The organism is Zhihengliuella salsuginis (assembly GCF_014651715.1).
Classification (GTDB): Bacteria; Actinomycetota; Actinomycetes; order Actinomycetales; family Micrococcaceae; genus Zhihengliuella; species Zhihengliuella salsuginis.
The window spans coordinates 127,227-142,404 of sequence record NZ_BMXK01000005.1; the positions used below are offsets into that span (position 1 = coordinate 127,227).

Genomic DNA, 15,178 nt, shown 5'->3' on the forward strand with positions numbered 1-15,178 from the left:
GATCCTCCGATTGCGTCGATGTGTAGGGGCCTACATCAGGGCCAACGCGGCGGAGGGCGCCGTTGTTCCGCACCGGGTTCCACCGGACCGGTCAGCCGCGCGGTCCCGCGGCGTCGAGGGTTCCGAGCACGGTCGCCACGCACGCGTCGATGTCGTGCTCGACAGCGTAGACCTGCCGGTCCTGCCCCAGGATCAGGGTCGCGCCGAAGAGGGCCGACGCCGTCACGTCGACCGTGCCGGGCGGCGTCGTGCCGGGGGCGGGGCCGCGCTCGGCGAACGCGCGCTCGACGGCGTCGCGGACCGTGCCGAGCACCTGCCCGCGAAGCTGGACCAGCACGTCGCGCCATTCGCTCGGGGCGTGCCACATCTCGCTCAGCCAGAGCTGCGCGAACGCCGGGTACTCGTCGATGAATTCCAGGGCGGCGCGCACCATATGGGCGAGCTCGTCGCGCCCCGACCGCGGTTCCGGGGCCCCGGGCGTGCGCAGCCGCTCGAGCAGGATGTCCGTGCCGAAGCTCAGGAGCTGGCCGATGAGGTCCGACTTGGATCCGAAGTTGTAGTAGACGCTGCCCTTCGAGACGCCGGCGGCCGCGGCGATCTCGTCGACGGTCACGGTGTGGTGGCCGCGCTCGCCGATGAGAGACAGGGAGGCCGAGAAGATCTTGAGCCGGGTCGCGTTGGTGCGGCCGGGGCGTCGCTTGATCTCGTTCATGTGGTCAACTCCGGTTGGAAGGTCTTCAGGGTCCAGTACTTGTGGCGGCGGACGGCCAGCGTGCTCAGGAGCAGGCCCAGCAGAGTATAGGCGGCGAGGGCCAGGACCACCGGCCCCATGACCGACAGGTCCGCCCCGTACATCAGGTGCCGCATGCCAGTGACGATGAAGCCCATGGGCAGTGCCTGGTGGGCCGCGTGCAGCGGTTCCGGGGTCGTCTCCCACGGGAAGGTGCCTCCGGCCGAGACGAGCTGCAGCACCAGCAGGATCAGCACCACCATCTTCCCGGGCGTTCCCATGAACGCCACGATGCCCTGGATCAGCGCGGTGAACGCGAAGGAGGAGCCGAGCAGCAGCGCCCACGTCATCCACGGGTGCGCGGACTCCAGGCCGAGCCCGAACACGACGACGGCGTACAGCACCGTGGCCTGCAGCAGGGAGATGGCCAGGAAGGGCATCCACCCGCCGATCGCGATCTTCCAGTTCGCGGCGTTGGAGGCCAGCGCCCGGCGGGTGATCGGCCGCATGAGCTGGACCAGCATGAAGGCACCGATCCACACGGCCAGGGTCAGGAAGAACGGGGCCAGCTGGTGCCCGTAGTTCGGCGCCGAGGTCTGGCTGGTGGTGTCGATCGAGACCGGGTCGCCGATGACCGTGGAGACGCGCTTCTTCTGCGTGCTGTCGGGGTTCGGGACCTCGTCCGCGCCGTCGCCGAGCTTCGACGCGAGCTCTGCGGCGCCGTCGTCGACCTGGTGTGCGCCGTCCGCGAGCTCGGCCGCGCCCGCCGACAGGTCGCCGGTGCCGGAGGCGAGTGTGCCCGCGCCGTCGGCGAGTTCCCCGGCGCCCGCCTCGAGATCTTGCGCACCGGAGAGAGCGGACTGCTGCCCGTCGGCCAGGGTGGTCGCGCCCGTCGACAGCTCGGCGGCGCCGTCGGCGAGCTGCGAGCCGCCGTCGGCCGCCGAGGAGATACCCTGCGTCAGCGCCGGCACCGAATCGGCGAGTTGGCGGTTGCCGTCCGCCACCTGGCGGGAGCCCTCCGCGAGCTTCGCAATGTTCGCCTGCGCGGCCTGCAGCTCGGAGCGCGTGGCCTCGATCTGCTGCACCGCGGCGGAGTCCTGCGCGCGCACCTCGACGGCGTCGGCCAGCTGCTGGCGCTGCTCCTCGGTGATCACGCCCGCATCGACGAGGTCCTGAGCGGCGGAATCGACCTGGTCGGAGGTGTCCTGCTCGATCTGCGCGAGGGCGTCCGCGGCCGACTGGACCTTGTTGTTGAGCTCCTCGTTGCCGTCGGCGACCTGCTCCGCCCCGTCGGCCAGCCGGGCCGTCTGGGACGGCAGCTCGGCGGTCTTCGATTCGAGCGTGTCCAGCCCGGTGGAGAGCTCGGAGGCTCCGCCCGAGAGCTCGGACGCGCCCGCCGAGAGCTGCGTGGCGCCGTCGAGCAGCTGCCGCTGCCCGTCGACGAGGTCGCCGGTGCCGGAGTGCAGCGTGTCCGCGCCGCTGGCGAGTTCGACCGCGCCGTCGTCGAGCTCCACGGCGCCGGAGGAGAGGTCGTCACTCCCGCCGGCCAGCGTCGTCGTGCCGTCGTGGAGTTCGCCGGCGCCGTCGGCGGCGGTGGCGAGCTGGGAGTGGATGCGGCCGAACCCGGTGAGGAACTGGCTGGCGGTCTCCTCGCCGACCTGCGCGGCGACGGAGTTGTGCACCTCGCCGGCCAGCTTGTCGGCGATCGTGCCGATCATCGCGTTGTTCGCGTCGTTGGTGGTCAGTTGCAGGATGGCCTGCTGGGCGGCGTCGAAGTCCTCGGGGGAAGCGAGCGAGGCGGAGAAGTTCTCGGGGATCGTCAGCGCGAACGCGTAGTCCCCGGAGGCGACCCCGTCCTCCGCGGCGCGTCGCGAATCGACGACCTCCCAGCCGAACGTTCCGTCCTCGAGGAGGGAGTCGGTGACCTCGTCGCCGACGTGCAGGTCGTCGTCACCGGCCGTGGACCCCTCGTCGAGGTTCACGATCGCGGCGTCGACCTTGTCGAGGTTCCCGTAGGGGTCCCAGTTCGCGTAGAGGTACAGCGCGCCGTAGAGCAGGGGCACCAGGGTCAGGGCGACGATCGCGATCTTCGCGAGCCGCCCGTTGGTCATGCGCTTGAGTTCGGAGCGCGCCAGTTGAAATGTCGTCACGAGTCAGCCTGAGGGTCGGTGGGTTCTTCGGTGTCCGGGTGCTCCTCGGCCGCGGGGCGGGGGAGGTTGTCCTTTTCGGCGGCGGCCGTGCGGCCGTCCCACCCGTCGGGGATGTGCTGCACGACGGCGACGACGGCGGGCTGCCGGCGTCCGGTGGAGACGTCGCGCAACAGGCGGGTCCACTCCGCTCCGGGCAGGTCGTGCCGGTCGGGGGAGTCGAAGACGAGCAGCTTGACGTTGCCGTCCTGCAGGCTCAGCGAGGCGAGCAGGTGCAGCCGGTCCTCGGGGCTGATCGCGTCCACCCACTCGTTCGCGAGGTGGTCGAGCCGGTGGGACGCGAGCCAGCGGGCCGCGGAGACGGTGCCCCAGAACGGGCCGGGCAGCAGGGCGAGGTCCTCGGCCACGAGGTCCTTGACGCGCAGGTGCTGCTCCGGCTCGTTGATCTCGGGGGAGTCGACGAGGGCGGAGGCCCGGCGGACCGCGCGGATGTCCGCGTCGGACTCCCAGGCGACGGAGCCGCCGTCGGGCTTCATGCGCCCGCTGAGTCCCAGGGCGAGCGCGGTGCGCGCCTGCTGGGTGGGGGCGGTGACGAGGGTCAGCTCGGAGGCCGGCGCCACGAGGGACGTGGGGCGCAGCAGGGGGGCGTGGTGGCCGTCGATGGACAGCGAGTCTGCGAAGAGCACGCCTCGATTCTATTCAAACTGACCGGTCAGTTCAAATAAGAACGAGGTTCTGTGAGCCGATTCTCAGTCCCCGGCGAACGACCCGTTTCCCGGCCGCTCGTGCCGTTGCATTCAGCGGGATCACGCTGGCGGGCCGGGTGGAAACGGGTCGCTCGCACCGACGCGGTCTACACGTTGACGACGGCGGGGGTGCTGCCCGGGAGCGAGGGCGCGTGACGTCGTCGGCTCCGGCCGGGGGGGGGCGCCAGCCCCGGAGCTCACCCGGCCGGCCGCGCCCCGGGCTCGCTGTCTTCTTTCTCGACGGCGGAGACCGCCCAAGAGGCCACGCCGGCCGTCACCGAGCCGAGCAGTGCGATCCCGATGAGCATCAGGCCCACCGCGATCAGCCGGCCCGCCGTCGTGACCGGGTAGAAGTCGCCGTAGCCGACCGTCGCGCTCGTGACGACCGCCCACCAGAGCGCGTCCCCGATGGTGGTGATATTCGCGTCCGGGTGCCCCTGCTCCACGTCCAGGACGGCGATCGCGCCGAAGAACACGCAGACGATCGACGTCAGCGCCACGTAGATGCTGGTGCGCCCCACGAGCCGGCGGGTCAGCATGCGGTTCAACAGACGGGCCGCGCTCAGCACGCGCAGGATCCGCAGCGGCCGGAACGCGGGGACGGCGATCATCAGCACGTCGTACCAGTGGTGCAGCGCGTAGCGGAGCCGCCGCTCGGCCAGCGAGAAGCGGATGCCGAAGTCGACGGCGAAGGCGCCCCAGACCGTCCACGTCACGGTCCGCAGGAACTGCTCGAGGGTCGGCGGCAGGCTCGTGTCGATCACCGGCCAGGCGTAGGCGGCGAGGAGCGCGAGGGCCATCAGGATCATCGGGATCTCGGTGCGCCGCTCCCAGCGCTCCACGCGGCTGGGGTGTTCGGCACGTGCCGTCGCGGCGGTGGCGGTCTCGGGTGTCGGCTTCATCGCCTCCAGCCTATCGAGCCCTCCGGTGGCCGCGGGCCGGCTACCCGCGCCGGCGCAGCAGCAGGTAGGAGGCGCCGCCGGCGAGCATGCCCCAGAGCGGGGCGGCGATCCCGAACGGCGCGACGCCGCTGGCGGTGACCAGCAGCGTGATGACGGCTGCCTCGATCCCGGCCGCGCGGTGCCCGGCCCCTGAGCCGGCCGGGTTCATCGTGTCGGACAGCGCGCCCTGCAGCGCCGACAGCAGGGCGACCCCGGCCGTCGCGGTGACGAGCTGGTCCGGGACCGCGTCGAGGAGGCCGACGATGCTGTGCCCGAACATGCCGAAGACGATGTAGAACGAGCCGCACGCCACGCCGGCCACGTACCTCCGCGCCGGGTCCGGGTGCGCGTCGGGCCCCGAGGCGATGCCGGCGGTGATGGCCGCCAGGTTCAGCGCGTGGGCGCCGAACGGGGCGAACACGATCGATGCGGCGGACGTGCTGGTCAGCAGCAGCCGGTCGTTCGCCGGGTAGCCGAACGTGTGCATCATGGCCAGGCCCGGACCGTTCTGGCCGGCCATGGTCACCATCACCAGGGGGATCGCGATGCCGAGGATCGCACGCCAGGTGAAATCCGGGGCCGTGAGCTCCGGCGTCGTGATGGACAGTGCTGCGCCCGGCGAGCCGAGCGTGCCCGTCGCGGCGGAGGCCGCGACGCCGCCGGCCAGCGCCAGCAGGGCCGCGAACCGCGGCAGGAAGCGCCGTCCCGCCAGGTAGAGCACGACGACGGCGCCCGCGACGGCGGGTGCGTCGAGCAGCGCCGGCGCCACCTGGAGGACGAACGGCATCAGCACCCCGGCCAGCACGGCCGCGTGCACCGGCTTGGGCAGCAGCCGGATCAGCCAGCCGAAGAGCCCGGTGACGGAGAGGACCAGGCCGATCGCGCCCGCGACGATGTAGGCGCCGACCGCCTCGGCGAAGGAGTAGTCGCCCAGGGCGGTGATCAGCAGGGCGGCTCCGGGCACGGACCAGGCCACCATGACGGGCATCCGGGTGAACAGGCTCAGGACGACGCAGCAGAGCCCGCTGCCGATCGAGATCGCCCACACCCAGGACGAGGTCTGCGTGGGAGTGAGCCCGGCCTGCTGCGCCGCTTCGAGGACTACGAGCAGCGGCCCGGCGTAGGAGACGGCGACGGCGATGAAGCCGGCAACGATCGCCGAGACGGAGGCGTCGGCGAGGCGGATCCGCGGGGCGACGGCGACGGCCGGACCTGGTTCGGCGGTGCTGGGAAGTGCTGGCAATGGGTCCTCGAAACGAAGGGGGAGAAGCGCTGGGGTGTGGCGCGACAACTCTGATCACGTTAGGGACGGGACCGCCGGCTGACAAGTACTTTTTGCTTGTTGATTAGGACGTTTCCCGTCTGAAACGACGCCTAGGCGAACCCTAGGCATTCACCTAGTGTGACGGTCGTTACAGTCGGGCAGGGTGTAGAGCACGACATTTACCCCACCGTTCCCGGTGGTTAACCACACCTTGCATTGAAGGAGTTCGCCATGACCGAGACTCTCGACCAGATCGAGCACCAGCTGAAGGAAGCAGTCGTCGAGGATCCTGAAAACGGCGTCCACCGCGTCAAGCGCGAGATCTTCACGGACGACGAGATCTTCGAGCTGGAGATGAAGTACATCTTCGAGAAGAACTGGGTCTACCTGGCCCACGAGTCCCAGATCCCCAACGTGGGCGACTACTTCACCACCCACATCGGCCGCACCCCCGTGATCATCTCCCGTTCCAAGGACGGCGAGCTGAACTGCATCGTCAACGCGTGCAGCCACCGCGGCGCCATGCTCTGCCGCCGCAAGACCGACAACCGGGTGAACTTCACCTGCCCGTTCCACGGGTGGACGTTCAACAACAAGGGCAAGCTGCTCAAGGTCAAGGATTCCCGCGATGCCGGCTACCCCGAGCAGTTCAACAAGGACGGCTCCCACGACCTGACCCACGTCGCGCGCTTCGAGAACTACCGCGGCTTCCTCTTCGGCAGCCTCAGCGACGACGTGCTGCCCATCGAGGAGCACCTCGGCGAGTCCGCCAAGATCATCGACATGATCGTCGACCAGTCGCCGGAGGGTCTGGAGGTCGTCCGCGGGTCCTCCACCTACCACTACGACGGCAACTGGAAGGTCCAGGCGGAGAACGGCGCCGACGGCTACCACGTCTCAGCGACCCACTGGAACTACGCGGCCACCACGGCCCGCCGCACGTCCGGGGAGTCCACGAACGAGACCAAGGCCATGGACGCCGGAACGTGGGGCAAGCAGGGCGGCGGCTACTACTCCTTCGAGCACGGCCACCTGCTGCTGTGGATGTGGTGGGGCAACCCGGAGGACCGCCCGAACTACGAGAAGCTCGAGGCCTGGACCGAGGAGTTCGGCGAGGACCGGGCCCGGTTCATGGTCGGTGCCTCCCGCAACCTCTGCCTGTACCCGAACGTGTACCTCATGGACCAGTTCTCGTCGCAGATCCGCCACTTCCGCCCGATCTCCGCTGACAAGACCGAGGTCACGATCTACTGCATCGCGCCCAAGGGCGAGTCGGCCGAGGCAAGGACCAACCGGATCCGCCAGTACGAGGACTTCTTCAACGCCACCGGGATGGCGACGCCGGACGACCTCGAGGAGTTCCGCTCCTGTCAGAAGACGTACCTGGCGAAGACGGCGCCGTGGAACGACATGTCCCGCGGTGTCACCCACCAGCACGCCGGGCCCGACGAGACCGCCAAGGGGCTCGGCCTGAACCCGATCTCCTCGGGCGCGAAGACCGAGGACGAGGGCCTCTACCCGGTCCAGCACAGCTACTGGGCGGAGACCATGCGGGGCGCCGTCGCAGCGGAGCAGGCCGAGGCGGCCTCGCGGTCCAACGGCCGATAGCCCCGCCACCACCGACAACGGCACCACGAACCACGAACCGAGGACACCACCATGACCACGATTGCACCGGAGAGCACCGGGCTCAGTGCAGCCGAAACGGCCACCCTGCTCGAGCGCATCCGCCAGTTCCTCTACACCGAGGCCCGCTTCCTCGACGACCGCGAATTCGAGAAGTGGATCGACTGCTACGACCCCGAGGCCGAGTTCTGGATGCCGGCCTGGGACGACGACGGCCAGCTGACGGAGGACCCGCAGCAGGAGATCTCGCTGATCTACTACGCGAACCGCGGCGGCATCGAGGACCGCGTCTTCCGCATCCGTACCGACCGCTCGAGCGCCACCAGCCTGCCCGAGCCGCGCACCGGTCACAACATCTCCAACGTCGAGATCGTCGAGAAGCGCGGCGAGACGGTGGACGTGCGCTTCAACTGGTACACGCTCTACTACCGCTACCAGACGACGGACACCTACTTCGGAACCTCCTTCTACACGATCGACCTCTCCGGCTCGCAGCCGGTGATCACCAAGAAGAAGGTCGTGTTGAAGAACGACTACATCCACCACGTGGTGGACATCTACCACATCTAGAGGCGGACGATATGAGCCACAAAGTTGCACTGACCTTCGAAGACGGACTGACGAAGTTCATCAAGGTCAATCCCATGGAGACGGTCGCGGACGCGGCCTACAAGGCGAGGATCAACATCCCGCTGGACTGCCGCGACGGCGCCTGCGGCACCTGCAAGGCGTTCTGCGAGTCCGGCACGTACGACGGCGGCGACTACATCGACGAGGCCCTCACCGACGACGAGGCCGACGAGGGCTTCTGCCTCCCGTGCCAGATGAGCCCGGAATCGGACCTGGTCCTGCGCATGGCGGGGACGGCCGAGATGGCCAAGACCGGCATCGCCGAGTTCAAGGCCACCATCGAGCGCCTGCACTGGTACGCGGACAACACGGCGGGCATCACCCTCGAGGTCGAGAACCGCGACGAGCTGCACTTCCTGCCGGGCCAGTACATGAACATCAAGGTCCCGGGCACCGACGAGGAGCGCAGCTACTCGTTCAGCTCCGGCCCCGACGACCAGAAGCTGAAGTTCCTCGTCCGCACCGCCCCGGACGGCGTCATGACGACGTACCTCAGGGAGCGCGCGGCCGAGGGCGACGAACTGGTCCTCGAGGGCCCGGTCGGCAGCTTCTTCCTGCGCGACATCAAGCGCCGTACCCTGATGCTCGCCGGCGGCACGGGCATCGCCCCGCAGCTGGCCATGCTCGAGAAAATCGCGGCCTCCGGCATCCAGCCGGCCCACCCGATTCACATGGCGTACGGGGTCACCTTCGACCACGACCTCGTCGAGGTCGCGGAGCTGGAGCGCTACGCCGCGGCGATCGAGAACTTCACGTTCGACACGATCGTCGCCGACAAGGACTCCGAGCACCCCAGGAAGGGCTACGTCACCCAGCACCTGACGGACGAGCACCTGGGCGAGGGCGATATCGACGTCTACCTGTGCGGCCCGCCCGCCATGGTCGACGCCGTCCGCGGGTACTGGAAGAACCAGGGCATCGAGCCCGCGAACTTCTACTACGAGCGCTTCGCCACCGGCGTCTCCCACGAGCAGGGCGTGCACGCAGAAGCCGGGGCCGCCTGATGGCCGAGCCGGCTGCGGCACGGCCCGCCTTCTTCGCCGGCCGGTTCGCGGGCCGCGTCGTCGTCGTCACCGGTGCCGCACAGGGTATCGGCGAAGCGGTGGCCCGGCGGATCGGCGCGGAGGGCGGGCACGTCGTGCTGATCGACCGGGCGGAGCAGGTGCACGACGTCGCGGAGTCGATCCGCGCAGCGGGTGGAGCCGCCTTCTCGACGACGGCCGACCTGGAGGCCTACGCCGGCGCCGAATCGGCCGTCGCCGCGGCCGTCGCCGAACACGGCCGGATCGACGTGCTGGTCAACAACGTGGGCGGGGCGATCAACTTCAAACCCTTCACCGAATTCACGGACCGGCAGATCGATGCGGAGATCACGCGGTCGCTGATGACCACGCTCTACACGTGCCGGGCGGTGCTTCCGCAGATGGTCGAGCAGGGGGCGGGCACCATCGTCAACGTATCCAGCGCCGCCACCCGCGGCATCCACCGCATTCCGTACAGCGCGGCCAAGGGCGCGATCAACGCCATGACCGCCTCGCTGGCCTTCGAGTTCGCCGGGCAGGGCATCCGCGTCGTCGCGACGGCCCCCGGCGGGACCGAGGCGCCGCCGCGGAAGATCTCCCGCGGCACCCCGGTGCCGCAGGACGAGACGGAGAAGGCCTGGTTCCAGGCCCACATCGACCAGACGGTCGATGCGTCCTTCCTCAAGCGCTACGGCACGCTCGCCGAGCAGGCGGCGGCCATCACGTTCCTGGCCTCGGACGAGGCCGGATACATCACCGGCAGCACGCTGCCGGTCGCCGGGGGAGACCTCGGCTGATCCTCTCCGGCGGCCCGGAGGGGGAAAACCGGGCCGCCCACTTTCTCACCATGCCGAGCAGTCCTGCCGGCCGAGACAACGGAGTCTGACATGTCCTCATCAACCCGCGCGGTCACACCGCAGCAACGCAAGACGGTCACCTGGGTCGTCACGATCACCACGCTCTGCATGATCTTCGACGGATACGACCTCGTCGTGTACGGCACGGTCGTCCCGACCCTGCTCGCCGACCCCTCCCAGATCGGCGCGGTGACCCCCGTCCAGGCCGGCGCGCTCGGCAGCTACGCACTCATCGGCGTCCTCGTCGGCGCCCTGACCGCGGGAGCGACCGGGGACTACCTCGGCCGCCGCAAGCTGACGGTCGCCGGGATCGTCTGGTTCTCGGTCGGCATGGCCGCCACAGCCATGGCCGGTTCGGTCGCCACGTTCGGCTTCTTCCGGTTCTTCACCGGCATCGGCATCGGCCTCCTGGTCGCGACGGCCGGCGCCGTCGTGGCCGAGTTCGCCCCCGAGGGCAAACGCAATCTGCTCAACGCCGTCACGTATTCCGGCGTCCCCATCGGCGGCGTCCTCGCGTCGCTGCTCGCGATCGTCATCCCCGACTCGATCGGCTGGCGCGGTCTGATGTGGTTCGGCGCCCTGCCGATCGTCTTCCTGCTGCCGTTGGCCCTGGCCAAGATGCCGGAATCGCCGAAGTGGCTGTTCGCCGCCGGTCGCGTCGAGGAGTCCTACGTGCTCGCCCGTCGCCTCGGCATGCCGCTGGAGGTCGACGTGCCGGCCCCGGACCGCGAGCTGACCGCCTCCGAGAAGGCGGATCGCAGGCGCGGCTTCTCCGCCCTTGTGACGAGGAAGTACGCGTGGCCGACGCTCCTGCTGGGCCTGATGGGATTCTCCGGCCTGCTGCTCACGTACGGCCTGACCACCTGGCTGCCGGACATCATGGGCCGGCTCGGGTACGGGGCGGACATGTCGCTGACGTTCCTGCTCGTGCTCAACGTCGGTGCGATCCTCGGCGGCATGATCGCCTCGCGTCCCGCCGACAAATTCGGTGCGAAACGCGTCGTGGCCACGACCTTCGTCCTCGCGGCGGTCTCCATGATCCTGCTGACCATGGGTCTGCCGATGGCCCTGCTCCTGCTGTTCGTCGCGGCCGCCGGCTGCGGCACGATCGGGACGCAGGTGCTCGTCTACGGCCTCGTCTCGAACTACTACAGCTCCAACGCCCGCGCGGCAGGCGTCGCCTGGTGCGCGGGGTTCGGGCGCCTCGGGGGCATCGCCGGCCCGCTGGTCGGCGGCATCCTGATCGGCGCCGGCCTCGAGAACATCGCGGCGTTCTACATCTTCGCCGGCATCGCGCTCTTCGGCGCCGTCGTCACGGCGATCGTCCCGGCGCGGGCCAAGAACGACGTCGTGGTCCAGGATGCGGAACAGCCGGAGCCGGCCGGCGTCTGATGTCATGTAGCGTGCGACACATCAAGTGCGCCGCGGCGCGTGGCAGGACGACGAGCGACGGAGACCGATGACTGCACCCGAAGGCCAGGACTCCGCGGAGGACCCGCGGGGGACGCCGCCTGCGCGCCGGAGTGCTCCCGCGGCCGGCCGCGACTCCCCGCTGCCGGCGGGGGACGCCGCCGACCGCGGGCCCTTCGTGGGCCGCGGCGGAGAGGTGCGCACGCTGGCACGGGCCCTCGAGGACGCGGGGCGGGGCCACCCGCGGGTGCTGCTCGTGCGCGGAGGAACCGGCGCAGGCAAGACGCGCCTGGTCGGCCAGTTCCTCGACGAGCAGCGCCTCCGGACCGGGGCGCCCGGCGGCGGGCCCTTCGCCGACGGGGAGCCGAGCCTGCACTATGTGACGGGCACCAGCTGGGAGCGGGCCGTGCCCGGCGGTGTCGTCGGGCAGCTGCGCTCCTCCCTCGGCCCACTGGATCCGGCGGCGGAGCCGGTGCCGGGGATCCCCGGGGGCGAGCTGCTCGACGACCTCGGGCGGGCCGGTCGCGAGCGGCCGCGCGTGGTCGTCGTCGACAACTTCCACGCGGTCGACGACGACAGCATGCGCGCCCTCCTGTACGTCGTCAGGCGCCTGGCGGGGCTGCGGGTGCTGCTGCTCCTGATCGTCCGGGATTCGGCCCTGCACCGGCTGCCCGGCCCCTGCCGCGATCTGCTGGAGGACCGGCACATCCACCAGCTGCCGGTCGGCGCGCTCACGACTGCCGAGATCATGGAGCTGGCCGCCGCGCGGGAGGGCATCGGGCTGTCCGAACCCATCGCCCACCGCCTCGCCGGCTACTGCGGCGGCAATCTGCGCCATCTGCTGCACCTGCTGGAGGAGCAGCCGACCGCCTTCTGGCGGCAGTGGCACCGCGACATGCCCGCTCCGCGGGCACTGGTGTACGACGCCGTCGAGCGGCTGGAGGGACTCGAACCGCCCGCGCGCGGCTTCGTCGAATCCGCGGCCGTCCTGGGCCGGAGGGCCCGGCTGGCGGACGTCGTGGGCCTCTCCGCCTGCGACGACCCGCTGGCGGTGCTCGCGATCCTGACCGGAGACGGCCTGCTGTCCGTTTCCGGGGACAGCGGAGACCTGAGCACCGAATTCGCCTCCGAGGTCGAGCGGGCCGCGTATTACCGGTCGCTGGGTTTCTCCCGCCGGATCGAACTGCACCGCCGGGCCGCGGACGTCGTGTCCGACGAGGGCAGCGCGCTCGACCACCTGGCCGCCGCGGCGCTGCTGCCGGACGCCGAGCTCGCCGAGCGGCTGCGCGCCTACGCCGCCCGCCAGGCCGACGTCGGGGCCTGGTCCGTCGCGGCCAACGCGCTCTTCACCGCCGGCAGACTCACCCCGGAGGGGGCGTCCCACCAGCACCTGCTCCTGCAGGCAGTCGACGCGATGGTCGGCGCCGGCGAACTGCCGCGGGCCCTGACCTACGTCGACGAGATCAACCAGTACGCGCCCGGACCGGAGCGCAACGCGGTCACCGGTTACATGGCGATCCTGCAGGGCCGGCAGCAGGAGGCCGACATGCTCCTGACGCAGGCGTGGACGCTGGCCGGCCGGGACGGGGCCCGGCAGACCCGTGCTCTCATCGCCCAGCGCCGCGTCCTCGACTCGCTCGTCCGCTGGGATGGGGAATCCCTGGTGACCTGGGCCGGCCGGGCGCAGGAGGCCGCCGAGCCGGACAGCCCGGCAGCGATCGAGGCGGTCGCCATCCGGGGCCTCGGCCTCGGCGCCCTGGGCCGGAAAGAGGAGGCGGAAGCCCAGTATCGGCACCTGCTCTCCAGGGACGACCTCGGAGCCCAGGGGCAGCGGGTCCGCATGGGCAGCGGCTGGCTGCACCTGGCCATGGACCAGTTCGAGACGGCGCGGGAGGAACTCTCCTCGGCGGTGTCCACCGACTTCAGCTACGGCTCGTTCCGCATCTCGCTGTGGGCCAGCGCGTGGCTGGCCCGTGCCGAGTTCGGCCTCGGGAACTGGACGGCCGCGCTCGGTGTGGTCGAACGCGCGCACGTGCTGTGCACCTCGACGGGCGTCGACCTGGTCCGGCCCCTGCTGCACTGGACGTCGGCCCAGATCCACGCGCTGCGCGGCGAGATGGAGCAGGCGGAACGCCACCTGCATCTCGGGCAGTCCACCGCCGGCGACTACCTGATCATGCAGCTGCCGTACGCGATCTCGAAGGCCCAGATCGCCGAGGCGCGAGCCGACTACGAGGGGGTGCTGCGTGCGCTCGAGCCCGTGCTGGGTCGGCGGGCGCTCACCAGCGAGCCCGGGTTCTGGCCGTGGCCCGATCTGTACGCGAATGCCCTGGTCATGACGGACCGCCTCGAGGAGGCGTGTGCCTTCCTCGACGAGTTCGAGCAGCTGGCCGATCTCCGCAGCCACCGGACGTCGCGGGCGAAGCTGCACGCGGTGCGCGGCCGCGTGCTCGGGGCCCAGAGCGACATCGAGGCCGCACGCGAGGAGTTCGAGTCGGCGCTGGCCGGGCTCGACGGGCTCGACCTGCCGTACGACCGCGCACGGATCGAGTTCGCCTACGGGCAGACGCTGCGTCGGGCCGGCAAGCGCCGGGACAGCGCGGTCCCCCTGCACCGGGCCCGCGAGGGCTTCGCCGGGCTGGGCGCCGGAAACTCGGTGGAGCGTTGCGACCGGGAACTGCAGGCTGCGGGCCTGGTCAGCGAACGCGGCGAGAAGCAGCGGGACGGTGCGACGGATTGGAGCGTCCTCACCGGCCAGGAGGCCGCCGTGGTGCGCCTGGTGGCCACGGGGGCGACGAACAAGCAGGCCGGCCAGGAGCTGTTCGTCTCGGTGAAGACGGTGCAGTACCACCTGACGCGGATCTATGCGAAGCTCGGCGTCGCCTCCCGGACCGAGCTCGCGGCCCGGTACCGGGAGGACGGCACCGGAGTCTAGGCCTCGCCGATGAGCGCCTCGGCGACCTCCGGGTCCGGGAACAGCATCCTGTAGGTCAGGCCCGCGATCGCCGCGCCGACGAGCGGGGCGACGATGAAGGCCCAGACCTGGATGAGGGCGTCCGGGCCCGCGAACCACGCGACGCCGAGCGAGCGGGCCGGGTTCACCGACGTGTTGCTGATCGGGATGGAGACCAGGTGGATGAGCGTGAGCGAGAGGCCGATGGCGATCGGCGCGAAGCCCGCCGGTGCCCGCCGATCGGTGGCGCCCAGGATGACGTAGAGGAAGATCGCGGTCAGCACGATCTCGGCGATCAGCACCGCCGCGAGCGAGTACCCGTCGGGCGAGCGCTCGGCGTAGCCGTTGGTCGCGAACCCGGACGCGACCGGGTCGAACCCGTCTTTGCCGGTGGCGATGGCCAGCAGGATCGCGCCGGCCACAGTCGCCCCGACGATCTGGGTGACCCAGTAGGGGAGGACGTCCTTCCACTCCGCGCGGCCGGCGAGGACGGCGCCGAGGGTGACGGCCGGATTGAAGTGGCCGCCGGAGATGTGGCCGACGGCGTAGGCCATGACGAGGACTGTCAGGCCGAAGGCGAGCGCGACGCCGAGGAAGCCGATGCCCATGTTGATCGAGTCGTCGGTGAGAACCGAGGCGGCGAAGACGGCCGAACCGCAGCCGCCGAAGACGAGGACGAAGGTGCCGATGAACTCGGCGAGGAGTCGAGTGGGGAGTGCGGGGGTCTGCATGGGAGACTTCCTTCGATATCCGTGGTGACACAAGGAATGGAATGCTCTGCCGGTCACCCGGGCCGGCTGGCGGACCCGGATAGTCACAAGGTATCCCGTCAAACGGGGCCGGTCTAGGGCT

Annotated in this window: 12 protein-coding genes; 6 read left to right on the top strand and 6 right to left on the bottom strand. The window is 70.4% G+C overall.

All coding sequences use genetic code 11. The annotated features are described in order from the left end of the window. Nucleotides 1–91: 91 nt before the first annotated feature. The 5 genes from IE069_RS06865 to IE069_RS06885 form a co-directional block, all read right to left on the bottom strand. Nucleotides 92–712 carry a TetR/AcrR family transcriptional regulator gene (locus IE069_RS06865; RefSeq protein ID WP_189349384.1) on the bottom strand — a complete coding sequence of 207 codons (621 nt, stop codon included), beginning with the start codon at nucleotides 710–712 and terminating at the stop codon, nucleotides 92–94. Beyond that, nucleotides 709–2,880: a YhgE/Pip domain-containing protein gene (locus tag IE069_RS06870; RefSeq protein ID WP_189349385.1), complete on the bottom strand. Its 2,172-nt coding sequence runs from the start codon at nucleotides 2,878–2,880 to the stop codon at nucleotides 709–711. Before IE069_RS06870 ends, IE069_RS06865 begins: the two co-directional genes overlap by 4 nt. After that, nucleotides 2,877–3,563, bottom strand: coding sequence for an ABC transporter ATP-binding protein (locus IE069_RS06875; protein WP_189349386.1), 687 nt, complete (start codon nucleotides 3,561–3,563; stop codon nucleotides 2,877–2,879). Before IE069_RS06875 ends, IE069_RS06870 begins: the two co-directional genes overlap by 4 nt. Nucleotides 3,564–3,820: 257 nt before the next feature. Continuing rightward, entirely contained in the window at nucleotides 3,821–4,525 is a 705-nt protein-coding gene (locus tag IE069_RS06880; RefSeq protein ID WP_229790998.1) for a potassium channel family protein, read from the bottom strand. A 40-nt stretch (nucleotides 4,526–4,565) separates the two neighbouring features. After that, the gene (locus tag IE069_RS06885; RefSeq protein WP_229790999.1) at nucleotides 4,566–5,807 is read right to left on the bottom strand and encodes a benzoate/H(+) symporter BenE family transporter; all 1,242 of its coding nucleotides are present in this window, start codon (nucleotides 5,805–5,807) and stop codon (nucleotides 4,566–4,568) included. A gap of 252 nt (nucleotides 5,808–6,059) precedes the next feature. Here IE069_RS06885 and benA point away from each other — a divergent pair, with 252 nt between their 5' ends. The 6 genes from benA to IE069_RS06915 all read left to right on the top strand — a co-directional run bounded on the left by benA (nucleotide 6,060) and on the right by IE069_RS06915 (nucleotide 14,308). Continuing rightward, nucleotides 6,060–7,436 (top strand): benzoate 1,2-dioxygenase large subunit, encoded by a 1,377-nt coding sequence (gene benA / locus IE069_RS06890; protein ID WP_189349387.1) that lies wholly within the window; start codon nucleotides 6,060–6,062, stop codon nucleotides 7,434–7,436. A gap of 51 nt (nucleotides 7,437–7,487) precedes the next feature. Next, nucleotides 7,488–8,024 carry a benzoate 1,2-dioxygenase small subunit gene (gene benB / locus IE069_RS06895; RefSeq protein ID WP_189349388.1) on the top strand — a complete coding sequence of 179 codons (537 nt, stop codon included), beginning with the start codon at nucleotides 7,488–7,490 and terminating at the stop codon, nucleotides 8,022–8,024. 11 nt (nucleotides 8,025–8,035) lie between these two features. After that, entirely contained in the window at nucleotides 8,036–9,088 is a 1,053-nt protein-coding gene (gene benC, locus IE069_RS06900; RefSeq protein WP_189349389.1) for a benzoate 1,2-dioxygenase electron transfer component BenC, read from the top strand. Further along, nucleotides 9,088–9,903 (top strand): benzoate diol dehydrogenase BenD, encoded by an 816-nt coding sequence (benD, locus tag IE069_RS06905; protein WP_189349390.1) that lies wholly within the window; start codon nucleotides 9,088–9,090, stop codon nucleotides 9,901–9,903. Before benC ends, benD begins: the two co-directional genes overlap by 1 nt. Before the next feature lie 90 nt (nucleotides 9,904–9,993). Continuing rightward, nucleotides 9,994–11,355 (top strand): MFS transporter, encoded by a 1,362-nt coding sequence (locus IE069_RS06910; protein WP_189349391.1) that lies wholly within the window; start codon nucleotides 9,994–9,996, stop codon nucleotides 11,353–11,355. Nucleotides 11,356–11,422: 67 nt separating this feature from the next. Beyond that, nucleotides 11,423–14,308, top strand: a complete 2,886-nt coding sequence (locus IE069_RS06915) for a helix-turn-helix transcriptional regulator (protein ID WP_189349392.1) — start codon at nucleotides 11,423–11,425, stop codon at nucleotides 14,306–14,308. On the opposite strand, the gene aqpZ is transcribed toward IE069_RS06915, so the two are convergent. Beyond that, entirely contained in the window at nucleotides 14,305–15,057 is a 753-nt protein-coding gene (gene aqpZ, locus IE069_RS06920) for an aquaporin Z (RefSeq protein ID WP_189349393.1), read from the bottom strand. The genes IE069_RS06915 and aqpZ overlap by 4 nt on opposite strands. Nucleotides 15,058–15,178: the final 121 nt, after the last annotated feature.